This window comes from Halanaerobium sp. (assembly GCF_003070835.1).
Genome location: NZ_QBLR01000009.1, coordinates 1 through 23,930, shown reverse-complemented (window position 1 = coordinate 23,930; position 23,930 = coordinate 1). Strand labels below are relative to the sequence as shown.

Sequence of the window (23,930 nt, the reverse complement as noted above, 5' to 3'; positions counted from 1 at the left end):
TATTACTCCCCTTTAATATCCATCTTATTTTTCAGGTCTTTCAGGCCACTCAGATTTTGGTATATTTTTATATACTTCTTCCATTTCATGGAATCCATCTGCAATTACTGTTTCAACCATATTGCCCTTATGAACCTGAATAGGTGTCAGTAAAACTGAAGGTACATCATATTCACCATTATTTATTGCACCATTGGTGTCTACTTTTTCACCATTAGCCATTTTTACTGCTATTTCTGCACCACGAGTTGCTAGATCCTGAATAGGCTTATAAACAGTCATAGTCTGAGTACCCTCTACTATTCTCTGACAGGCAGCAAGGTCCGCATCCTGACCTGAAACTAAAACTTCACCTGCAAGTCCCTGTTCTGCTAGAGCCTGAATAGCTCCACCAGCAGTACTATCATTTGAAGCAACTATCACATCAATATTATTATTATTTGCTGTTAAAGCATTCTCAACAATACTTAAGGCTTCCTGAGGCAGCCAGTCTTTTGCCCACTGGTCACCAACAATGTTTATTTTACCTTCGTCAATATAAGGCTGTAAAATGTTCATCTGACCCTGACGGAATAATTTTGCATTGTTATCTGTTGGAGATCCTCCCAGCAGAAAATAATTTCCGGTTGGCTGTCTTTCAACTAAAAATTCAGCCTGTAGTTCACCAACTCGAACATTATCAAAAGATAAATAATAGTCTACTTTAGAATCCATCAGCATTCTATCATAGGCCAGTACTGGAACATCATTTGCATGTGCCTGTCTAACAATACTTCCCATAATTTTTCCATTATGAGGGACAACAACCAAAACATCGATTCCCTGTGTAATTAAATTTTCTGCCTGTGACATCTGTACCATATCATCACCATTAGCAGACTGAACTAATACTTTTGCTCCCATTTCTTCTGCTTTTTCTACAAAAATATCACGGTCATGCTGCCATCTTTCCAGTCTTAAATTATCCATTGATAAGCCAATTACAATTTGATCATCCTGAGCCATCACAGAAAAAGTACCTAAAAATAATAGAACTGCCATTAATACTGAAATAAATAATGTTTTACGCATTAATAAATCCCCCTTATATTGTCTTAAATCCAAAGAATAAGTCAAACGAGAGCAGGTTCACCTCCTTTTATCAACTTTAATTATATTTAAAGCCTCTTGGGCTTTAAAACTATTTCACTTCAACCTCAGTAAAATAACTTCTCTCTGCTGTCAATTCAACCTTATCTCCTTTTAAATTAATTAGGTCTTCAAGGCGGATATCTATAGAAGAACTGCCGAGCATAATTTCAAACTCACCAGGTTCTACTACCAGATTCATGTCCTTATCATAAAATGCCAGCTGTTCAGCTTTTAATTTAAATTCAACAGTTTTGCTCTCTCCTGCTTTGAGTTCAACTCGCTTAAAGCCTTTGAGTGATTTGATTGGTCTGGTTAGAGAAGCAATTCTATCGTAAATATAAAGCTGCACTACCTCTGCTCCAGCAAGCTGGCCGGTATTTTTAATGTCTGTCTTAATTGTAATTGTTTTATTCCCTGCAAATTCTTTTGGACTTATCTCCAGATTTGAGTACTCAAAGTCTGTATAACTTAAGCCGAAACCAAATGGATATAGGGGTCTGTTGCCTGTAAATACATAATCACGATAATGTGACATATGGCGTCGGTTATAATGAATAGGAGTCTGCCCAACATTTTTAGGAATTGAAACTGGCAGTTTTCCAGCCGGATTATAGTCTCCAAATAGTACATCTGCTACCCCATTTCCACCTTCTTCTCCCGGTAACCAGGCTTCTAAGATTGCATCTGCATTTTCTGCGGTCCATTCAATTGACAGAGGACGGCCATTGACAAGCACAACCACAACTGGAGTTCCTGTTTTAACAATTTCCTTGATCAATTCTTTTTGAACTCCCGGCAGATCCAGAGATGTGCGGTCATGATGTTCTCCAGTAGTATCAGTTGTATTCTGAAGTTCACTTAAGAAGGCTCCACCTTCAAAATCCACCACATCATCATCACTGTTTTCATTTTCTCCCATACCTGAAAGTCCTGATTTTCCACCAACAACAACCAGAGCAACCTCTGATTCTTTAGCAGCCATAACTGCTTCAGCAAAACCTTCCTTACTGCTGTCCATGATGCCGCAGCCATAGGCGTAATTTATTTGTGTCTGATCTGAAATCTTTGCTTTGATTCCATCTAGGATGCTGATAACTTCTACTGCATCCTCTTTGCTGTCCACATGAGCACTGTAGGCATAGTCACCAAGCAGATTACGGGTGCTGTCTGCAGAAGGACCAATCACAGCCAGTGAAGAAATTTCTTTAGCTAAAGGCAGTAAATCATTTTCGTTTTTAAGTAAAACCATAGATTTTCTGGCTGATTCTCGGGCCAGCTCTCTTTGTTCTTTTGTTTCAAAAAGATCTGCAATTTTATCAAGATCAACATAACGCTGTTCAAAGGCATTGACCTTAAATTTATAGCGGAGATGTCTTCTGACTGCCTGATCAATAACGGCTTCAGAAATCAGTCCATCATTAACAGCATCAACTAATTCCTGTCCGTAGCATTCAGTTTCCGGCAGCTCGATATCAAGCCCTGCTTCTAGAGCTTTAATTCCTGCTTCCTGCATTGAGCGGGCAACCTTATGTTCATTATGCAGCATTTTAATACTCCAGTAATCAGAAACTACAACCCCGTCAAAACCCCATTCTCCTCGTAAAATATCTGTTAATAATTTTCTGGAAGAGGCACAGGGGATCCCGTCAATATCATGATAGGCATTCATTACTGAACCAGCTCCCGCAGTTTTAATTGCGGCTTCAAAGGGGAATAGGAAACTTTCTCTAAGTTCTCTTTCCGAAAGATTTACTGGAGCATGGTTGCGACCACCTTCTGAATAACTGTGCCCGGCAAAATGTTTAAGTGTTGCTACAATTCCTTCTGATAATTTATCTCCCTGCAGGCCTTTGACATAGGAAGTCACCATTTCTGCAGCCAGATAGGGATCTTCTCCAAAAGTCTCTTCTACTCTACCCCAGCGTAAATCTCTTGCTACATCTGCAACAGGTGATAGTGCCAGGTGAGCTCCGATTGAGCGCAGCTGTTTTCTAATTACATCAGTCTGTCTTTCCAGTAGTTCCGGCTCCCAGGAACTGGCAACTCCAATTGACTGAGGAAAAGTTGTTCCACCTTTACCCATATAACCGCTCAAACACTCTTCGTGGACAATTGCTGGAATTCCAAGCCGGGTATTTTCGGCGATATATTTCTGCATCTTATTTGCCGCTTCAGCTGCAGCTTCTGGTTCTAAAGCACTGGCTCCGGCAATTCTTGTGATCTGACCGATCCCATTTTTTAAGTATTTAGCTGCCTTTGCTTCTGAAAACTTTCCGTTTTCTAAAATTTTGTCAGGACCAATTGATCCCAGCTGAGCTACTTTTTCTTCTAAAGTCATTTCAGTTAATAATTTATCTACTTTTTCTTCTAATGAGTAATTATCCAAATTAAACTCTGTCATTAATTATCTCTCCTTCTTCTTTAAAATATTATTTATATTTTATCCCTTTAAGGCCCCGGCTGTCATTCCTTTAATAATATGCTCCTGTAAGAAAACATAAAGAATTATCAAGGGTAAAACTGATAAGAAAAGAGCTGTTAAAGTTAAAGGAATATTTATCCCATGCTGACCCTGAAACTCAAATAAGCCCAGGGTCAAAATTCTTTTGCTCGGACTTGAAGTTAGAACCAATGCATAGGCAAACTGATTCCAGAGCAAAGTTAGATTATAAATTGCAACTGTAGCAATTGCTGGTTTAACCAGTGGCAAAATTATATCCTTAAAAATTCTAAACCTGCTGGCCCCGTCAATTATTGCCGCTTCTTCCAGTTCATAAGGAATATCATTTATAAATCCTGTCAGAATAAAAACTGAAATCGGAAGACTGAAGGCAACATAGGGTCCAATTAAAGCTGAGAGTCTGTCATATAAGCCCATCGAAAGTGTTATCTTATAGATTGGAATCAGAGTTGAATGAATTGGAATCATCATTCCAGCTAAAAATAAGATATAGACTATTTTATTATATTTGAAATCAATTCTAGAAATTGCATAACTCGCCAGGGCAGAAACAATAATTATAATTGCGACTGAGATAAAACAGACTATAATACTGTTAATAAAATAAATATAAAAACCTGATTCCATAACATCAATATAGTTCTGCAGAGTAAACTTTTCCGGTAAAGACCAGACTGGGTTTCTGAAGAATTCCATTCTAATCTTAAAACTGTTTTGGACTAAAAAGACAAGCGGGTAACCTGTTATCACAAGCCAGATAGACAAAAATATATATATAATTAAATTTTTGATTTTATTCAACATAATCTCTCACCTAATTCCTGACATCTTTTTTACTGAAATTTAGAAATACAACTGATACTATAAGTGCAACTAAGAATAATGCTACAGAAATCGTGCTGCCATAGCCCATATTCATTTCTGTAAAAGATTTGGAATAAAGATAGGTAGCCATTAATTCGGAGGCATGATTTGGACCTCCACCTGTTAGAGCAAAAATCATAGCAAAGTACTTAAGTGAACCAACAATAATCAAAACAGAGGCATTAACAACTGTGGACCTAAGCATTGGCAAAGTGACAAAGAAAAAAGTCTGCAGATTATTGGCCCCATCAATTTCTGCTGCTTCATAAAGCTGTTTTGGTATATTTGAAATACCAGCCATAAAAATAATCATATAAAGTGGTATAAAACGCCACTGAATTGGCGCTGCTACAGAATAAAAGGCAATATCAGGATTCCCCAGCCAGCTCTGAGTAAGCTGTTCGAGACCTACTAAATTTAAGACCCCATTAATCAAACCAAAAGTGGGATCATACATATAACGCCAGAGAAATGCTACTGCAATCGAAGATAATAACATCGGTACAAAATATATAGTTTTAAAAAAACTGGCTCCCTTAATTTTACGGGTTAATAAAACTGCTAAAAACAGAGCAATTGGTATCTGTACTACTAAGGATATTGCTACAAGTTTAAAATTGTTTGCCATCGAAGACCAGAATATAGGATCACTTAATAATTTTGACCAGTTTTCAAGACCCAAAAATTCCATTGCACCTATACCGTCCCATTTAAAAAATGAATAATAAGCTGAAAGCGGAATGGGAATAATTAAATAAACCAACGAAAAAATTACTGCCGGAAGTAAAAATAAAGCTGCAATAAAATATTTATTGTTCATTAATTCTTTTTTATCCATTATTTAAACACCTCTTAAATTAGAGCAGAGAGGAAAAATCCTCCCTGCATATTAATTCTAGTTTCCTTACTTTATTCACCGTAATATTCTTTGGCAGCTGCTTCCATCTTATCTGCTGCTTCTTCTGGAGTCATTTCCATACCAAATAAGGCCTGAGTTGTATTTAGATGAACCTGAGCCAGTTCTAATGGTAATGTTTGGTCATACCAGAGCTGGATATGGTTTGCTTCTTGACTGGTATTATATATTTTTTTCGTAATTGGTTCGTCTATTTTTTCACCAACACCTCTAAATGGAGGGATATTTCCAATTTCAATTAACTTTTCTCCCATTTTAGCATCAGTTAAATAATGTAGGAATTCAACTGCAGCATCTTTATTTTCAGCTTTTGTAGAGACAGAATAATAATTATCTCCAGGTGTACCAACTAAGTTAGAAGGATCCCCTTTTCCTGATTTAATTTCAGGAAAGTTAAAGAAACTAAATTGATCTACCATATCTGGAGCTTCATTTTTAATACCAGAATAGGCCCAGCTTCCCATCAGATACATTGCTGCTCGATCTGTATATAACAATGTTCTAGACTGTGATGCGTTTTCATCAAGACCATTAACTCCTTCAGGGAAAGCTCCCATTTTTACTAATTCCTGAATTCTTCTTCCTGCTTCAATAAATGCTTCATCATTAAAGGCACCTTCTCTGCTGATTGCTTTCTGCAGAGCTTCTGGTCCACCAATTCTATCTACCAGATACATAAAATACATTGAGCCAGGCCATTTATTTTTATTAGCCAGAGCAAAAGGTGTAATTCCATTGTCTGTAAATGTTTTGACAACATTTTTTAGCTCTTCATATGTTTCTGGTACTTCCAGACCATATTTTTCGAATAGATCAGTTCTATACCAGACAAGTGCAGGAGAAACATTGGTTACAGGAACACCATACATTTCACCATCTACCCGGCCTAAATCCATAGCTGCAGGCATAAAGTTATCTTTCCAGTCTTCAGTCATATGTGATTCTAAAGAATATACCTTGTCAGCATCTACATATCTTTCCAAACTGGCACTACCCCAGGTCATAAATAAATCCGGAGCATTATCAGCAGACATAGCAGTTCTCAGCTTAGTTTTATAATTATCATTTTGAGTTGGAACATGCTCAATATTAACATTTGGATTATCAGCTTCAAAACGTTCAATTGCATCTTTTACTGCTGGAGTAGCCTGGTCAGCAGCTGTTCTAATATCCCAGAGAGTAAGAGTTACCTCATCCTGAGCCATTACTGTAAGCGAAAATAGAGAAATTACCATTAATAAAGCAAGCGACAAAATTGAAAATTTCTTCATAAAATTATTCCTCCCTTTTAATTTTAAATCAAGACTTTTTGAAAGTTAACTTGAAATTCCAAACAAAGAAAGTACTTTTTACTGATCCCTCCCTCTTCAAATTTTTTAAACCAAAGACAAAATTTTCATTAATTTAAGCATTAATTTAAGCACTAAATTAACTCTCTATAACTTTTATTCAACACTCGGTCAAAAAATCCTGCAAGAAATTTCAGATTTTTTACGGTTTTTTTAACTAAAAAAGAAAAAACCACCTTTTTGCTGGTGGTTTTTTCTATAAATAGATTATTTTATATTTATTTAACTTTTTCTAGAATTTTTTTAATATTATTTATCTGTTCATCTGTCAGTCGACCAACCGGCTCTTTGCAGACTGCATTTAAATTGCTGCCGCTGATAGAAACAGCCTTTTTAATCGCCGGGAAAAAGGGATCAGAAACACCGTAGATCTCCATCATTAAATTGATTTTATTGACTAATTCTTTTACTTTATTAAAATCTTCTTTTTGATAGGCGCTGTAAAAATCTGTAAATAATGCAGGAGCTACATTAGATAATCCACCGATTAATCCATCTCCTCCATTCAATAAATTGGGGAGAAAATACTCATCAAATCCGGAATAGACAGCAAAATCTCTTTTTAGCGGTATTTTTACTCTTTGAATTAATTCTCTGGTATGGCTGATTGTATCCATTGTATCTTTAATTCCTACAATATTGTCATAATCTCGGGCCAGCTCAAAGACTATCTCCGGAGAAATATTAACTCCACTGCGGGCTGGAAAATTATAAATATAGAGATTCAGATCAACATTCTGGGCAATATGACTGTAATAATTATAGAGGATCTGCTGATTAAACTGAAAGAAATAGGGAGTAATTACAGCTGCCCCGTCTGCTCCTTCAGCACCAGCAAAATTAGTTAGTTCAATTACATCCTCTGCTGCTGTTCCTCCTGTACCAACTAAAACCGGCACCCGCTTATTAACAATTTTGACAGCAAAAGAAATCAGCTTTTTCTTTTCTGCTGCAGTCATCGCAAAAAATTCTCCAATACTGCCCAAAAACAAAATGCCATTTACTCCAGCTTCTATTAGTTTTTCTATATGCTCTTCTGTGGCCTCAAAATCTATCTTTTGATCCTGATCAAAGACTGTAATCGTTGGGGTAATTATTCCTTTAATCAATTTTATCCTCCTCAGATTTTTAAATTATTATATAGTGCTATTATTTATTAATTCAGTTAAATATTCTGTGTCAATATAGGCACCCTTCATGGGAGAAGCAGCAAGCTGGCTGAAAATGCCCAGGGCACCATTTAGAACGTTTGGCTCTGGTTTTTCCCACTCTTTAGAGCGCTCTTTTAAAATCTGCTTAATTTCTTCTTCACTCTTTTCTTTACCATCAACACCAACTATGTTTAGAGTTCTTTTTTCTATATTAATTTCTATTAAGTCGTTTTCTTTAACTAAAGCAATTGGTCCGCCGGAGGCAGCCTCTGGTGAAACATGGCCAATTGCCGGTCCCCGGGTAGCACCGGAAAATCTCCCGTCAGTTATTAGAGCGGTAGTTTTATTTAATTTTGGGTCAGAAGCGATAGCCTCTGTTGTATAATACATCTCCGGCATTCCAGTACCTTTGGGGCCTTCATAACGGATAATTACAGCATCACCGGAAACTATATCTCCATTTAATACAGCTTCCATTGCTTCTTCTTCCCTGTCAAAGACTCTAGCTCGGCCAACAAAGTTCTTCATTTCTTCAGGTAGAGCTGAATGCTTGACCACTGAACCTTCTGGGGCCAGATTGCCTTTCAGAATTGCAATCGCTCCCTGAGCATTAATTGGAGAATCAACCGGAAAAATCACTTTTTCTTCTGCTGGCATTAAAGCCGGTTTGGTTTCCATTCCTTTGAGGTAGGAAAAGGTTTTTAATTCATTTAAATTTTCGCCCAGAGTTTTTCCAGTAATTGTTAATACGTCAAGGTGCAGCTGATCTTTAATTCTTTTCATGATTTCCGGAACCGCACCTGCATACCAGAAATACTGAGTCGGATAATCACCACTCGGAATTGTATTCACCAAAAATGGAACTTTACGGTTAATCTTATCAAATAAGTTGCCTTCAATTTCAATTCCCAGCTCATGAGCAAAGGCCGGCAGATGCAGCAGCGCATTGCTCGAGCCACCTATGGCAGCATGAACTGTAATTGCATTTTCAATTGACTCTTTGGTGACTATATCTTTAACTTTAAGATCATTTTTTACAGCTTTAGTTAAATATGAGGAAGCCAGCTCGGTCATTTCTTTTAAGTAGGGGCCATTGGCAGGGATTAAAGCAGCCCCGGGTAGTGCCAGTCCAAGTGCCTCAGCCATGACCTGCATTGTAGAAGCTGTGCCCATAAACTGACAGGCTCCACAGGAAGGACAGGCCAGCTTTTGGGTTTCTAAATATTTCTCTTTGCTGATTTCTCCTCTTTTATATTTCGCATAATCACTGGCGGTCATATCAACAGTAGTATTTTTCTCACCTAGAGCCATTGAGCCACCTGGTACATGTGCAGTCGGTAGATTTAACCTGGCTGCTGCCAGTAAATGAGCAGGGATTGCTTTATCACAGGCTGAGATCATCAGCATGCCGTCATAAGGGGCGGCTTTCGCCTGAACTTCTACCATATTTGCAATCATTTCTCTGGAGACCAGAGAATAATTCATTCCATCATGTCCCTGGGCAATCCCATCACAGATGTCACTGACTATCATTGAAGCCCCTTTTGCACCCTCATTTTGTAAACTCTGCAGTGCCTGCTCAACCAGCTGATCAAGATGAAAACTGCCTGGATGACCGTAACCATAGGTACTGCTGACTAAAATTTGAGCTTTTGCTAAATCCTCTTCCTCCCAATCCATCCCCATTTTTAAAGCGTCAAGTTCAGGACTGCTTTTGCGTATTTTTTGACTTTTAAGCATAATTATCTCTCCTGGATAGATATTCTTTAACAATGATCATTATTGTTTCAAAGCACTTTTTAAAACCTCAACTAAATAATCTCTTTTTTCAAGGTTTTCAAATTTAAAAGCCTGCTCATGCATTTTTTTGATTTCTTTTTTACTCAGATCAATAAACTGAGCTGCATAAACTGAAGAAAGCATTGTAGATATTGTACTGCAAATGGATTCCCTTCCAAGTTTCCTAAACCATTCTCCACTGTAATCCAAACTAAATTCATTCAAATTTGTAGCAACTGAGTTAGCAACAACTTTAAGAATTTTACTGGTTTCTGCATGTAAAAGCCCATTATTTCTCGCAGTCCAAGCATCAAGACCAAGTTCGCGTTTTATTTTATTTAAGCCGGAAATCCTTTTGAGATATTCTGAATCACTTTTGGGAACAACAAGTCCCTGCACTCCAATATCTTTGTAGGTCCAGATTGTCCAGTGTTGCTCATGTTTATTAAAAACTTCTAACTGATCTCTTAAAGCCTTTAATCTTTCACCATCTGCAGGAGTGGGATTATTTACATCTCCATCAAATAAAGCTCCAAATTCACCTACCCAGGAAGGGCGTTGATGTTCAATTATCCAACCATTTCTTTCTAACAAAGAATCTTCCAGCCATTTTTTATCAGCATAAACTGACCCAGTTGCTCTTTCCATTTCTACTACAGGTCCAGGATATCTGCGTGCGCGATGTGTTGCCGGAGTATAATTATGAGAACTGTAGGCTAAATTATCATCAAATGGTTCTTCAAACCCTTCAAATTGCTTAGAATAATGATTACCTTCCAGAAAAATAATATGTTTTTTGTCTACCTCTCTGATTGCCTTTACTATCTTTTTATAAAAACCATTAATTTTTTCTACAGTTGGCGCATTTGGTTCATTCACTAAATCATAAGCAGCTACATATTCCTCATCTTTATATCTTATAGCAATATGCTGCCAGAGTTTTGCAACTCGATTCTGGTAATCTATATTATCCCACATTAAACATACATTTTGGGGATTATCAGAATGCCAACCTTCATTTTGCCAGCCTTGAGCCGCATGTAAATCTAAAATAATATAGATCCCATATTTTCTTCCGAATTCTACCACTTTATCTAAGTATTTAAAAATATCATCCTTATATTTACCAGGATTTATATCATCCTCAAAATGTCTGTAATTAAAAGGTACTCTGATCACCGTAGAACCTATTTCTGCTAAAAATTTAAAATCAGCTTCTGTAATAAACGAATCAAGCAGACTGTCAAAAAAAGCTTTATATTTATCTTCTCCTAATTCTTCTCTTATTGCTTTTCTGACTGAAGACTCTGCTCCCGGGTAGCCTGTAATAAAGTTCTCCATATTCAACCAGCCACCAAAGCTAACTCCTCGGAGATAAATTTTTTCTCCATTTTCATTTATTATGTCTTTACCCTGCATCTGCAAAAAACTCATATAGTTTCTCCTTTCAAAATAAAGTTAATTAAACTAGCAGTGTTTAGTTTTATAAAAATTAACCTTTTACAGCTCCAGCTGTCATACCCTTTATTACTTTTTCCTGAAGGAAAATATAGAATAATAAAAGTGGTAAAACTGACAACATAACTCCTGTCATAACCATCGGTACATTAGTTCCATATTGTCCCTGAAAATTCCATAATCCTAGAGTCAAATTCCATTTGTCTGGATTTGAGATCAAAACCAGAGCATAAATAAATTCATTCCATAAGAGAACTAAATTATAGATAGCCACTGTAGATACTGCCGGCTTAATAAGTGGGAAAATTATTTTAGTAAAAATCTGAAATATATTTGCCCCATCGATATAGGCTGCTTCTTCTAATTCTCTTGGAATTTCTGCAATAAATCCTGTTAAAATAAATATTGAAATTGGCAAGCTAAAAGCTACATAAGGACCAATTAAACCTGTTAATTTATCATATAAGCCCATTGTCTGAGTCATTTTATAAACTGGAATCAAAGTAATATGAATTGGAATCATCATTCCAGCCAGGAAAAAAGAAAAAACAGAGTTGCTTAACTTGAAATCTATTTTAGCAATCATATAGGCTGCCATAGAAGCTGATATGATTATTATTACAAGAGAAGAAATAGTTACAAATAAACTATTTAAATAAAATCTTATAAAACCCGAGTTCATGGCAGTTAAATAATTATCTAAACTAATATTTTCTGGAAATGCCCAGACTGAGCTGGTAAAATACTCCATATTAGTTTTCATACTTGTCTGCAGCATAAATATAAAAGGATAAAGTGTTATCAACAACCAGATACCAGCAAGTAATACAACTATTAATTTTGCGCTTTTTGACATTATTTATCACCCTTTCTTGTCGCTTTCATAAATAAAATTGAAAATGTAAAGGCAATGATAAATAAAGCAAGAGCAATAGTACTACCGTAACCCATCCGCAAACTATTGAAAGCATTTTTATACATATAGGTTGCCATTAATTCTGAAGCATTGTTTGGACCCCCACCAGTTAAAACATATACAATATCAAAAAACTTTAGAGAACCCACAAGAGAAAGCACACTGGCATTAATAATTGTAGGTCTAAGTAAGGGTAAGGTGATGTAACGGAAGTTCTCCCATTTGGATGCCCCATCAACCTTTGAAGCTTCATAAAGCTCATCGGGGATATTTTTTATCGCTGCTAAAAACAGAATCATATAAAAAGGTATATAACGCCAGTTAATCGCTACAATTACAGAATATAATGCCAGTTTAGGACTCCCCAGATAATTTATAAACAAATTTTCAAAACCAATTGTCTGTAAAAACATATTTAATAAGCCAAAATTTGGATCATAGATATTACTCCATAAAGTTGCAACAGCAACCGAAGACATTAACAGAGGAACAAAATATATTGTCTTTAAAATATCAGTAATTTTCGTTTTTTTGGCCAGTAAAATAGCTAAAGCTAAGGCAATTGGTAACTGCCCAAATAAAGATAAAAAAACTAACTTAAAATTATTAAATAACGCCTTGTGAAAAATATCATCTCCAATTAATTCAATCCAATTATTTAAGCCAATAAAAATTCTCTCTCCAAATCCTTTCCATCTAAAAAATGAATAAAATGCAGAAAGAGGTATTGGAGCTACCATGTAGAGTGAAAAAAATAATAGTGCCGGCAGTAAAAATAAAAATATAGTTAATTTACTAACCTTCTGCATATATGAATACCTCCCAGTATGATAGTTAAATAATCACCCTGCATTTAATAAAGCAGGGTGATTATAATAACTCTCATTTAATTTTCATTAAAATATTTTTGTGCTTCATCTTCCATCATCTGTGCTGCTTCCTCAGGAGTCATAGTTTTTCCAAATAAGCCCTGCATAGTATCTAGATGTGCTTGAGCTATTTGAGGAGGTAAATACTGATCATAATATAATTGAACATAATTAGCATTATTCAATGCAGTATATATATCAACCATAAATGGATCATCTAAATATTTTTCTACTCCTCTAAAAGGAGCCAGGTTACCAAGATCTACTAACTGTTTTGCTGCAGTTTCATCTGATAAATATTTAAGAAACTCAATAGCTGCTTCCTTATGCTTACTACTTTTAGCAATACTGTACATGTTTCCTCCTGGTGAACCAACTAAATTGGTTGGATCTCCTTTACCATCTTCAAAAACTGGAAATCTAAAGAAACTGAAATTCTCTAACATTGCTGGATTTTCGTTTCTAATCAATCCATATGCCCAGTCTCCCATTAAATACATTGCTGCTCGATCAGCATATAAGAGCTGTCGGGATTGTCCCTGATCTTCATCAAGTCCATTTACACCGGGAGGAAATGCACCAAGATCAACAAGTTCCTGAATAACTTCTCCTGCTCTAACAAAAGCTTCACTTGCAAATGATCCACCATCTCTACTGGCCGCATTAAGAAAAGCTTCTTTCCCACCGATGCGGTCAACTAAATACATATAATACATTGAGCCTGTCCATCTATTTTTGTTTGCCAGAGAAAGAGGAATATACCCGGCATCCTTCAGCTGAACAATTACATCTTTAAAATCTTCATAGGTTTCTGGAATTTCCACTCCTACTTCTTCAAAAATGTCAGTTCTGTAAAACATTAGAACTGCTCTCATACCGGTAATTGGCACAGCATAATAATTCTCATTAAATCTGGCAATTTCTAAACCGGCCGGCACAAATCTTTCAATCCAGTCATCCTGCTTTAATGCCTCGGTCATATCCATTACTTTACCTGCATCAACATATTCTTTTAATGGACCTCCACCCCAGGACATAAAAATATCTGGTTCATTATTAGCTCCCATTGCTACCTGAAGTTTTGTTTTATAATCGTCATTACTTGTTGGTACATGTCTTACTGTATACTCAGGATTATCTGCTTCGAATCTTGCAATTGCATCCTGAATTACTGGTAATTCACTCTCTGCTTCAGTAGTTATATCCCATAAGACAATTTCTTCTTGAGCAATAACAGAAACACTTAAGAGAACAACTAAAAACATAGAAATTGACAGAATTAAAGATAATGATTTTTTCATTTTTTTAATAACCTCCCTGTTTGATTAAATAAACCTAAAATTATTGAATCCTCCCTCCTTTCTTAAGCTAATTATATATGACCAGAATTTAATTTAAATGTTAATTTAACAAGTAAATTAACTTATAATTATATATTTCGACATAATAATACAAATTCCTGCAAAATAATTTTAATTTTTTTAATATTATTCTTTTTATCAACAATAACCTCTTTATTTGCCCCAGATTTTAACTCTATTAGTGCCTTTTTGCAGAATAGATAAAGGTCCAACAGTCCCTTTTTGAGATTTTCCTAAATAATCTCTATCAATAATTATTTCTTTTCCTTGAGGATCATCAAAGTCTGCATCAGCAATCCTAACTTTACCGAGACTTCTGGTGCTTTTAACTTCCGCTGCAAGGTCTTTAAAATCTGCTGTTAACTTACACTCCAGATAGACGGCATCTTCAGACTCTATAATTCTCAATTCTGGATTAAAACCAGGATTAATATAGTTATTTTCTTCTTTTTCAAAAGGAAGTGCTCCATTTAAATAAACATTATTATTAATATAAACAGGCTGCTTGGTATCCATAAATATTTCTACATCTCCTGGTTTTTGATGTACTTTTTCAAAATATTCCGCTAAAGAAGTCGGAGAATTGTCATAATGAGCAGTTCCTACACCTTCTTTAGAATCATTTTCTCCGATTATAATTTCGTCACTTTCATCCAGACCTATAAATAGATTATTATAAAAACGATCATCACCACCCAAAATTACAGTGAAGCCTTTAATTTTAGTGCTGTGCGGCTGATGATAGGGAGTTGAACGCTTTAAGACTTTTCGCTGTACCATTTTGCCTGCTATTAAATTATTAACATAGGCTCCACCCTGAGAAAAGTTATCCAGTGCATAATCAGAAGCTAAAATATTATTATCAACAATATAAGGTCCGTGGCTGACTTCAATAAATAAGTCGCGGTTATTATTATAATAGAGGTTGCTGCTGATTCTCGTTCCTTGAGTCTGCCAGTCCATCCAGGTACCTAATGAACAGTCATGAATCCGGTTATCATGAATTTCTACATCAATAGGAGCATGCAGTTTGATTCCAGCAATTTCATGACCATAAAATTCTCTTTTTAAAGCAATATTATAGATATGGTTGTTATAGATTTCACTGAAAATACAGCCTAAATGGCCAACAACTCCATTCTGACCACTATCATGAATGGTGTTATTTCTGATAATATGAGATCCAATATTATCTTTGTTCCAGCCGTAATCTCCTGCTTCAAAAACTGATTCAATCTGATATTTATAACCGGGTTTATCCTGTCTTTTACTGCGGAAATTATCACCAGTTGCTGCAGTTTTACCAATACTAATCGCACTGCATTTTGCATCATGTATGTTATTCTCTTCAATAATCCAACCTTTACTCCAGTTAGGACCAATTAGACCTGGTTGATCTGCTGTTGGAGGTGTCCAGGGAGTAGCTGCCTGGGCCATCTCAAAACCTTTAACAGTAATATAATCAATACCAGTAGTTTCTGGATAAAAACAGGCTTTGCGGACATTTATCTCAACTAGTTCCTCAGTTGGATCTGCCTGATGAAAGTTAGCATAAATAGTTGTTTTTTCTTGATCAACCTCTACATACCAAAGATATTTTGTCTGCTCCGGGTTTTTTACTTTATCTACTTTCCCAGTCCAGTCATCTTTTATTTCGATTTTAACTTCTGGATCAACTAATTTATCATAAGAGTCGACTTCGTAAAAAGACATTCCATTTAGGTAAACATCTCCTAAGTGTTTTGTTTCCTGACCACCAGTATGGATCAGCCAGTCACCAAAAATTTCTTCCTGATAGGGATTATAGTCACCAAAAATTTGATTATCTATTTCTGTTTTCCAGATTGAAGCTTCAACATTCTTCCAGTCTTTTATTCTTTCTGAACCTTTAATCACTACTTTTTCATTTTCAGCTGCCTGATAAGTAATTCTCCTCTTATCACTTAAACCTCTATTCTGCGGCTTAACCCATTCTCTGTATGTACCTTCGTGAACTATAACAGTATCTCCAGCCTGTGCAATTTGTGCAGCCTTATTAATTGTTAAAAATGGTTCTTCTTTAGTTCCTTGATTAAAATCTGAGCCTTTTTTTGCAACATGATATTCAAAACTCATTTATTATCCCCCTATTAAATTATTTTTTAAAAATAGTAAATATAAGATAAAACTTAAACAATCCACAGCATTAATTTAAGACTTAAATTAATGCTGTACTTATATTATTCTCCACCTATCATCTGATTCCTGCAAGAACTTTCAGACTTTTTTGATTAAAAAAAGAAATACCGCTACATAAATAGCGGTACGAATGTTATATTTTTCTGTTACAATTCAATTTTTTAGTTTCCTGGCAGCAGAGTAAACGAAGCTAAACTAGCACTTCCTTCCCCTCTGTAGGTAAAATATAATGAATGTACTCCATCTGGAATTTTAACATCTGTTGAATATTCCTGCCAGATATTTGAAAATTCAACCTGTATTTCTGCTAAAACCTCCCCATTCCAGGCTGTCTTAACTTCAAATCTGCCGCTGCAGTAACCACGAACTTTAATTTTAACTTTATTTATATTATTAAACTCAAAATATTTAAAACCAGCTGTTGCAAAATCTTTCATATTCTGAATATAACCTGTTTCTTTATCTCCATCTTTACCGTCCTGAGTTATCTTCGGAAACTGCTTATCCATCCAGGCACCGGTAAAATCAGTATAAACTGATTCTTCATCAGTAAATAAATTACAGGCAAGATAGGCCGGGTATTCTCCCACCCCAATTAACGGATTATCTTTTGAACCAGTAGAAGTCATCTCTACCTGGGGAATATTTCCCTCGTTTGTAAATTCAATTTTTTCCAGACAGGCCTGTCTGCTAAAATTGGTTCCATTCGTATGTCGGTGATAAAAGATATACCACTGATTATTTATTTCAACAATGCTGCCGTGATTATTTCCGCCATAATACATTGGCTTAGCAGCCGCTTTATAGCTTTCAATACCAATATCAGCATTGCTGACAATAGTTCCCTGATATTCAAAACCTTCGGTTGGCTTCTTGCTCGTAGCATAGCATAATTCATGCATTAAAATTGAAGAATAAATTAAATAATATGTATCTTCTCTTTTTCTAATCGATGGAGCTTCAAAAAATTCATGCCCTTCAAAGCCTGTTCCCTCACTATAAGGTTCACTCGGGATTACAAATCTAGGTTCTTCAATTATTGTCAGCATATCGTAATCTAAAACTGTGGCCATCGCCCCATTTCTTGATTTATCACCTTTCTGACAGAAGCCAGTATACAAATATGTTTTCTCCCCTTCAGTAATTACACCAGGATCAAACTGCGGCTGGTCTCCTTCTTTTTCACCAAGGCGAGTACCATCCTGATAATGGACATAACCATAAAACTCATATTCTCCAGCCGGAGTATCAGAAACAGCCACTGAAACTATAGACAGCTTATCAAGAACATAATAAAGATAATAGCGACCATCAGGGCCAACAGTCACATCCGGAGCATATAAACACATGCTGGCATCTGGATTAAGAGGATCTTCTGTTTTTTTATAAATTACCCCTTCATAACGCCAATCCGAAAGATCATCAACTGGAGCCGACCAGCAGACATAATCATTTAAACAGTAGGCATGACCATTGAATCGATCATGAGAACCGTAAATATATACTCGCTCATTAAAAACATATGGTTCAGCATCAGGGATATACTCCCATGATGGTAAATATGGATTCACTTGTTGTTTTATCATAAATCAATTCCTTTCATTTTATTTTAAAGTCAATAAAACCACAGAACTGGAAGGTATTTCCCCAGTCAACTTCTGGTTTTCAATACTAAACTCATCAAATTTTTCTGGTTTCACAAGATCAGGATTTTCAAATGTATTATGATCATTTGAATTGTCTGAAGTTAAAATTGTCCCCTTAACTTCAGTTGCATCAATTGAATTAATTATGGTCTCTATTTTCGCATCATTTTCTGGATCCAGATTACAAAGAGTAATATTAACCTCACCCAGATCATTCTTAGAAGCAGAAGCACTCAGTTTTGGAATCTCTTTATATTTTTCAGTTTCTAAATGAATAGGGATTTGAAGTGCATCCTGATGTACTTTAAACATTTTAAAAACATAATAGGATGGGGTTACAATCATATCTTCTTCATCAGTTAAAACCATTGCCTGGAGAACATTTGCAGTTTGAGCTATGTTGGCCATTTTTACTCTATCTGCATGCTGATTGAAAATATTTAAGTGTATTCCGGCTACAAGCGCATCTCTTAAAGTATTCTGCTGATATAAAAAACCAGGATTTGTTCCGGGTTCTACATCATACCAGGTTCCCCACTCATCAACGATTAAAGCAACTTTCTTTTCGGGATCATATTTATCCATTATCGTGCTGTGTTTTGTTATTAGTTCATCCATATACATAGCTTTTTTTAAGGTAATATACCATTCATCCTGGTCAAAATCAGTTGCTGAACCTTTATTTTCCCACTCATCACCGGGAACAGTATAATAATGGAGGCTTAAACCATCCATCTTATCAGCTGCTTCTTCCATTAAAACTTCGGTCCAGTGATAATTGCTGTCATGTGATCCACAGGCGATTTTGAAAATTTTATTATCTCCATGATCATTAATATATGTTTGATAGTTTTTATATTTATCAGCATAATATTCAGGCCGCATGTTTCCACCACAGCCCCAGTTCTCATTTCCTACTCCAAAATATTTTAAATCCCAGGGTTCTTCACGACCATTTTCTTTTCTCCAGTCAGACATTGGTGATTCTCCATCATGAGTCAGATAATCAACCCATTCCTGCATTTCTCTAATAGTTCCACTACCCAGATTACCGGAGATATATGGTTCTGTATCTAAAAGATCACAGAGATCCATAAATTCGTGTGTACCAAAATGATTATTCTCAGTTACACCACCCCAGTGATTATTAACAATAGTAGCTCTTTCTTCACGGGGGCCCACTCCATCTTTCCAGTGATATTCATCTGCAAAACAACCTCCAGGCCACCTTAGGACTGGTATATTAATTTCTCTCAAAGCTTCAATAACATCATTTCTGATGCCTCTTGTGTTAGGAATTTCAGAATCTTCTCCAACCCAAAATCCCTCATAAATACATCTTCCTAAGTGTTCTGCAAAATGTCCATAAATATTTTTATTTATCTTCTCTTTTGCTTGCTCTATATTTAATATCAGTTTATTCATAATTATATTCCTCCAAAATTAATTTATATTATTATCCTTTAATACTGCCAGCTGTCAGGCCGGAAATGAAATGTTCCTGCATTTTCAAAAATAAAAGTACAATCGGCAGAACAGCCAATACGGAGCCAGCCATTAACATACCATAACGAGGTCGATACTGCCCGATTAACGTTGATAAACCCACAGCCAAAGTAAACATCTCTTCTGTTCTCATTACGATTAAAGGCCATAACAAATTATTCCAGGCAAAAATAGAAAATAAAATGGCTAAAGCAGCTAATACTGGTTTTGATATAGGTAAAACTATTCGATAAAATATCTGCCATTCTGAAGCTCCATCAACTCTCGCTGCATTTAGAAGATCATCTTCTATTCCCACCATATATTGGCGCACAAAAAATAAGCCCAGTGGATTTGCAATCATTGGCAATATTAAACCAGCATAAGTATTAATAATTCTGGCTTTAGTTAACATAATAAAAAGTGGAATTAATTGAATATGAATGGGCAGCATTTGAGCTGCAACAATAATTAAAAATATAAAATTTCTATATTTGAATTCATATTTTGCAAAGGCAAAACCGGCAAGACTACAAACAAACAATCCCAGGATAACATAGCCAGTTGCAAAAATTATACTATTAATATACCATCTTATAAAATGAGTATCAGCAAGTTCTGTATAATTCGTGATAATGGGATTGTTTGGTAATAAACTTAAACTACTGGTGAATATTTCTCCCGACGGCTTAAAAGATGAAACAAACATCCAGTAAAATGGTATTATAAACAATAGACAAACAAAAATAAAAAACACAACTACTCCAAAAGTTTTAATATTATTTGAAATATGAAGCCGCATAATTTAACCTCCAAAAGTATCTATTATAAATTAATTTTCTTTGAAGAATCCAGTGAGTTTGAGTTGGAATAAAGAAAGAATTAAAATAATTAATGCCATTAAAAAACCAATAGTTGAAGCATAACCCAACTCAAAATATGAAAAGGCTGTCCGATACATCATTACAGCTAAAGTTAAAGCACTTTTTCCCGGTGAGGCTCCACCATCCCACAACATATAAACTTCAGTAAATAATTTATATCCGCCAATTAAATTTAGTGTCGCTACAAAAATAATAATTGGTTTTAAAAGTGGCACTGTTATATAGTAAAAACGCTGCAGCATATTGGCTCCATCAATTGAAGCTGATTCATATAACTCTTTTGATATACCAGTTAATCCGGTTGTAAAATAAATTAAATTCATACCTGTCCAGCGCCAGGTTGCAATTAAAACCACTGAAGGTATTGTTAACAGGGGATTTATTAACCATTTTTGAGGTGGAATCCCAATATAACCTATTAACAAATTTACAATCCCAGTTTCGCCTTTATATAATAAAATTTTGAAAACTGCTGCAGCTATAACCAGTGAAGTTAAAGTTGGAATAAATAAGATTGTTTTATAAATATTTTTACCCTTACAATGTTTAGAATCCAATAAAACTGCAAAAATCAGTGGAATAGGAATCAAAGTAATCATAGTTCCAATCATATATTTGGTATTATTCCATACAGCTTTTAGAAAATTACTATCATTTATAAGTTCAATATAATTTTTTAAACCAACAAATTCTCTTCCTGATAATCCCTGCATCTCATGCAGGCTTAAAAAGGATGAATATATAATTGGGTATGCTTTAAAAATAGTAAAAAAGATTAAAAAAGGAGCTATAAATATCCATGGGACTATTTTTTTATTATATAAAATCTTTTTAATCATTCATTTCCCCCCCCATAAGTATTGTAATTCTGGATGCACTGCAAAAAATACACTCTTTTCACAGTGCAACCATTTTAATTTACTTTTTGATAAAGTTGTAAGAAAGAATTAATGTTTGATTATTCGGAACGTAATGTCTCCGCAGCATCTTTAAGTGCTTTCTCCACATCTTTATTTTGTTCAATAGTTTTAAATAGTACTTCTTCACCTAAAATATCCTGAACTTTTGGGTAAAGTCCTGTTAGATATAAAGGTTGAATTTCACTTTGTAAGCTTTTAATAGTATTCATCACTCTCTCGTTACCAAAGTAAGGTAAGGGTTCATATAATTCTTCATGATTATATGCATCTTTTCTTATTGGATCAAATCCAAGTTCTGTCCAGATCTGTACACCCGCTTTTTCAGTTAGCTTTGCAAAGGCTAAGAAATCTTTAGCAACTTCAATGTTATTAGCCTGCTTAGTGATAGCTGTACCGGTTCCGCCACCAGTCGCTGAAAGAGTTCCTCCAGAACTCCAGGCAGGCATTGGACGAACTAATATTTTTCCCTTTAAATCAGGCATGAAATCAGTAAATCTAATCATGTACCACTGTGGCATTGGCAAAACACTTGCATATTTACCACTATTCATGACATCATAGAAATTTTGCTGATGGTAATCCTGCATGACATTTCCTATTTTATGTTTGTAAACTAGATCCTGTAAAAACTGTAGTACTTTTATATTTTCTTTTCTGTCCAATATAATATTTCCATCTTCATCAAAAGAATTACTTCCAAACTGACGACTCATTAAATGAAATGGCCAGGCTGATCCGTGTGCTACAGGGGCCATCCATTGATCTATCTCTCCATCACCATCGGTATCTTTGGTTAATTTTTTACCTACTTCAACATAATCTTCCCAGGTTTTAATATCATCAACTGACACACCGGCTTCTTTAAATAGTTCCTGATTATAATAAATAACTGCTGTTCCTATATGAGTTGGAATACCATAAACTTTACCTTCTAATGAAGAATAAGGAGCAAGTCTGGCAGTAACAATTTCATCTTTATACTTATCTGTTACGGAAGTAAGATCAACCAGTTTATCAACACTATTGGCAACAATCCCCGGAAACTTTGCAATTTCAATATCAACTATGTCAGGAGCACCCATTCCTGTTTGTAAAGCAACATTTAATTTATCATGCATTTGATCATATGGTAAGGTCTGAGTTTTAAGTTTTAAGGTAACATCAGATTGTGCCTGATTATATTCTTCAGCTTTCATTTCAAAGAATTCAGCATGAGCGTTAACAAATGTCCACATATTCAACTCTACAGTTTCAGCATTGACTGCTGTTGCTGCTAATAAAAATCCTAAAACCAAAACAAAACTCAAAATTATAACTTTTCTTCCTTTAGCTAGAAACATATGCTTATTTCCTCCTTTTGGTTATAAAAACTTCAGCTTTAACTTTACAGACTGTAAATCACAAACAAAAATATTTCACCTCCCTAAAAGTTAAGTAGTTTCTCTTATTACTAATTTGGGATGAATAAGATGTGTCTGATAACTATCACTTCCTCCATTATCAATTCTCCTAAATAATAATTCCATAGTTTTTTCTGCAATTTTATACTTTGGCAAATCCATTGTAGAAAGCTTAGGATTTGTATAAGAAGCTACACTATTATCATAACCTATAACTGCAACTTCATCCGGTATTTTTATTTTCTTATAATTTAAATAATCAATCACTCCAGAAGCCATCACATCATTATAAACAAAGATTGCATCTATTGAGCCATTATTTTCAATTAATTCTTCTGCTGCCTGATATCCATCTTCTCTATCAAAATCTTTTTGAATCGAAACTAAATCTTTATCTAATTTTAAATTATTTTCTTTTAATGCTTTTTTGTAACCAGAATATCTAATCTCAGTAGTTTTACTTTCTTCTACCCCAACGAAGGCAATATTTGACTTATTATTTTTAATCAAATATTCAACAGCTTTAAAACTTCCTTCCTGATCATCAATTAATACTGTATCTATATCGTCTCGTTTTCTTGCTCCAGCCATTCCGACTACAGGAATATCTGCTTCCAGAAGATTCTCTATAAAATTACTGGTCATAATCTCCCAGGTCAAAGTTACGATAACCCCACCGACTCTGTTTTCAATTAGATTATTTAAATATAAATCACTCCTTTCTATTCGTGAATGTGTATTACATAAATATACTCCATATTTCTTTTCAAAGGCAAAATTTTCAATATAATGACCAATCTGTGAAAAAAATTCATTTCTGATAGTTGGAACTACATAGGCTATCATTGGATTTTCTTTTTTTGATAATGCTCTAGCAATTCTGTTGGGCCGATAATTTAGTTCACTTACAGCACTTATAACTTTTTTTGAAAGTCTATCACTAACTTTAACATCAGAATCTTTATTTATTACAGCAGACACTGTTGCTACAGAAACTCCTGCTTTTTTTGCTACATCTTTGATTGTAACCATAATAATCTATCTCCCCAATTATATTTATTATTAGCTTAAAAATCCTTAGAATTCTTTCTAATCGGTTAGAAGTTTGAATTTTAAAAAATCTAATCGGTTAGAAATATAGTAAAAATATATAATATTTACC

The 23,930-nt window shown here is 34.9% G+C and carries 18 protein-coding genes; all 18 read right to left on the bottom strand.

From position 1 onward, the window contains the following. Positions 1–24: 24 nt before the first annotated feature. Entirely contained in the window at positions 25–1,041 is a 1,017-nt protein-coding gene (gene xylF, locus CI949_RS02135; protein WP_365941423.1) for a D-xylose ABC transporter substrate-binding protein, read from the bottom strand. 139 nt (positions 1,042–1,180) lie between these two features. Then, positions 1,181–3,532 carry a glycoside hydrolase family 3 N-terminal domain-containing protein gene (locus CI949_RS02130; protein WP_290762646.1) on the bottom strand — a complete coding sequence of 784 codons (2,352 nt, stop codon included), beginning with the start codon at positions 3,530–3,532 and terminating at the stop codon, positions 1,181–1,183. Positions 3,533–3,571: 39 nt separating this feature from the next. After that, positions 3,572–4,396: a carbohydrate ABC transporter permease gene (locus tag CI949_RS02125; protein ID WP_290762644.1), complete on the bottom strand. Its 825-nt coding sequence runs from the start codon at positions 4,394–4,396 to the stop codon at positions 3,572–3,574. A 10-nt stretch (positions 4,397–4,406) separates the two neighbouring features. Then, positions 4,407–5,294, bottom strand: a complete 888-nt coding sequence (locus tag CI949_RS02120) for a carbohydrate ABC transporter permease (RefSeq protein WP_290762643.1) — start codon at positions 5,292–5,294, stop codon at positions 4,407–4,409. 71 nt (positions 5,295–5,365) lie between these two features. Beyond that, the gene (locus tag CI949_RS02115; RefSeq protein ID WP_290762641.1) at positions 5,366–6,643 is read right to left on the bottom strand and encodes an extracellular solute-binding protein; all 1,278 of its coding nucleotides are present in this window, start codon (positions 6,641–6,643) and stop codon (positions 5,366–5,368) included. A 296-nt stretch (positions 6,644–6,939) separates the two neighbouring features. Then, on the bottom strand, positions 6,940–7,830 hold the full coding sequence (gene dapA, locus CI949_RS02110; RefSeq protein WP_290762639.1) for a 4-hydroxy-tetrahydrodipicolinate synthase: 891 nt from the start codon (positions 7,828–7,830) through the stop codon (positions 6,940–6,942). Between the two features lie 27 nt (positions 7,831–7,857). After that, entirely contained in the window at positions 7,858–9,612 is a 1,755-nt protein-coding gene (gene ilvD, locus CI949_RS02105; protein ID WP_290762637.1) for a dihydroxy-acid dehydratase, read from the bottom strand. Between the two features lie 39 nt (positions 9,613–9,651). After that, complete coding sequence (locus CI949_RS02100; protein ID WP_290762635.1) at positions 9,652–11,085, bottom strand: glycoside hydrolase family 5 protein; 1,434 nt, start codon at positions 11,083–11,085, stop codon at positions 9,652–9,654. Positions 11,086–11,143: 58 nt separating this feature from the next. Beyond that, on the bottom strand, positions 11,144–11,965 hold the full coding sequence (locus CI949_RS02095; RefSeq protein WP_290762634.1) for a carbohydrate ABC transporter permease: 822 nt from the start codon (positions 11,963–11,965) through the stop codon (positions 11,144–11,146). After that, entirely contained in the window at positions 11,965–12,834 is an 870-nt protein-coding gene (locus tag CI949_RS02090) for a carbohydrate ABC transporter permease (protein WP_290762633.1), read from the bottom strand. The genes CI949_RS02095 and CI949_RS02090 overlap by 1 nt, the downstream gene beginning before the upstream one ends. 77 nt (positions 12,835–12,911) lie before the next feature. Then, positions 12,912–14,195: an extracellular solute-binding protein gene (locus tag CI949_RS02085; RefSeq protein ID WP_290762630.1), complete on the bottom strand. Its 1,284-nt coding sequence runs from the start codon at positions 14,193–14,195 to the stop codon at positions 12,912–12,914. 213 nt (positions 14,196–14,408) lie between these two features. Further along, a complete protein-coding gene (locus tag CI949_RS02080; protein ID WP_290762628.1) occupies positions 14,409–16,370 on the bottom strand; it encodes a right-handed parallel beta-helix repeat-containing protein in 1,962 nt (653 codons plus the stop codon). 224 nt (positions 16,371–16,594) lie between these two features. Then, positions 16,595–18,019 (bottom strand): family 43 glycosylhydrolase, encoded by a 1,425-nt coding sequence (locus CI949_RS02075; protein ID WP_290762627.1) that lies wholly within the window; start codon positions 18,017–18,019, stop codon positions 16,595–16,597. Between the two features lie 18 nt (positions 18,020–18,037). After that, positions 18,038–19,504, bottom strand: coding sequence for an alpha-N-arabinofuranosidase (locus tag CI949_RS02070; RefSeq protein WP_290762626.1), 1,467 nt, complete (start codon positions 19,502–19,504; stop codon positions 18,038–18,040). Between the two features lie 31 nt (positions 19,505–19,535). After that, complete coding sequence (locus tag CI949_RS02065; protein WP_290762624.1) at positions 19,536–20,366, bottom strand: carbohydrate ABC transporter permease; 831 nt, start codon at positions 20,364–20,366, stop codon at positions 19,536–19,538. 30 nt (positions 20,367–20,396) lie between these two features. Next, positions 20,397–21,287, bottom strand: coding sequence for a carbohydrate ABC transporter permease (locus CI949_RS02060; RefSeq protein ID WP_290762622.1), 891 nt, complete (start codon positions 21,285–21,287; stop codon positions 20,397–20,399). Between the two features lie 119 nt (positions 21,288–21,406). Next, positions 21,407–22,708 (bottom strand): ABC transporter substrate-binding protein, encoded by a 1,302-nt coding sequence (locus CI949_RS02055; protein ID WP_290762620.1) that lies wholly within the window; start codon positions 22,706–22,708, stop codon positions 21,407–21,409. Between the two features lie 90 nt (positions 22,709–22,798). After that, positions 22,799–23,800, bottom strand: coding sequence for a LacI family DNA-binding transcriptional regulator (locus CI949_RS02050; protein WP_290762619.1), 1,002 nt, complete (start codon positions 23,798–23,800; stop codon positions 22,799–22,801). Between the last annotated feature and the right edge of the window lie 130 nt (positions 23,801–23,930).

Excerpts from the sequence above, each read along its gene's own strand:
- xylF (WP_365941423.1), bottom strand. The coding sequence starts at position 1,041 with ATGGCAGTTCTATTATTTTTAGGTACTTTTTCTGTGATGGCTCAGGAT.
- CI949_RS02130 (WP_290762646.1), bottom strand. The coding sequence starts at position 3,532 with ATGACAGAGTTTAATTTGGATAATTACTCATTAGAAGAAAAAGTAGAT.
- CI949_RS02125 (WP_290762644.1), bottom strand. The coding sequence starts at position 4,396 with ATGTTGAATAAAATCAAAAATTTAATTATATATATATTTTTGTCTATC.
- CI949_RS02120 (WP_290762643.1), bottom strand. The coding sequence starts at position 5,294 with ATGGATAAAAAAGAATTAATGAACAATAAATATTTTATTGCAGCTTTA.
- CI949_RS02115 (WP_290762641.1), bottom strand. The coding sequence starts at position 6,643 with ATGAAGAAATTTTCAATTTTGTCGCTTGCTTTATTAATGGTAATTTCT.
- ilvD (WP_290762637.1), bottom strand. The coding sequence starts at position 9,612 with ATGCTTAAAAGTCAAAAAATACGCAAAAGCAGTCCTGAACTTGACGCT.
- CI949_RS02100 (WP_290762635.1), bottom strand. The coding sequence starts at position 11,085 with ATGAGTTTTTTGCAGATGCAGGGTAAAGACATAATAAATGAAAATGGA.
- CI949_RS02095 (WP_290762634.1), bottom strand. The coding sequence starts at position 11,965 with ATGTCAAAAAGCGCAAAATTAATAGTTGTATTACTTGCTGGTATCTGG.
- CI949_RS02090 (WP_290762633.1), bottom strand. The coding sequence starts at position 12,834 with ATGCAGAAGGTTAGTAAATTAACTATATTTTTATTTTTACTGCCGGCA.
- CI949_RS02085 (WP_290762630.1), bottom strand. The coding sequence starts at position 14,195 with ATGAAAAAATCATTATCTTTAATTCTGTCAATTTCTATGTTTTTAGTT.
- CI949_RS02080 (WP_290762628.1), bottom strand. The coding sequence starts at position 16,370 with ATGAGTTTTGAATATCATGTTGCAAAAAAAGGCTCAGATTTTAATCAA.
- CI949_RS02075 (WP_290762627.1), bottom strand. The coding sequence starts at position 18,019 with ATGATAAAACAACAAGTGAATCCATATTTACCATCATGGGAGTATATC.
- CI949_RS02070 (WP_290762626.1), bottom strand. The coding sequence starts at position 19,504 with ATGAATAAACTGATATTAAATATAGAGCAAGCAAAAGAGAAGATAAAT.
- CI949_RS02065 (WP_290762624.1), bottom strand. The coding sequence starts at position 20,366 with ATGCGGCTTCATATTTCAAATAATATTAAAACTTTTGGAGTAGTTGTG.
- CI949_RS02060 (WP_290762622.1), bottom strand. The coding sequence starts at position 21,287 with ATGATTAAAAAGATTTTATATAATAAAAAAATAGTCCCATGGATATTT.
- CI949_RS02055 (WP_290762620.1), bottom strand. The coding sequence starts at position 22,708 with ATGTTTCTAGCTAAAGGAAGAAAAGTTATAATTTTGAGTTTTGTTTTG.
- CI949_RS02050 (WP_290762619.1), bottom strand. The coding sequence starts at position 23,800 with ATGGTTACAATCAAAGATGTAGCAAAAAAAGCAGGAGTTTCTGTAGCA.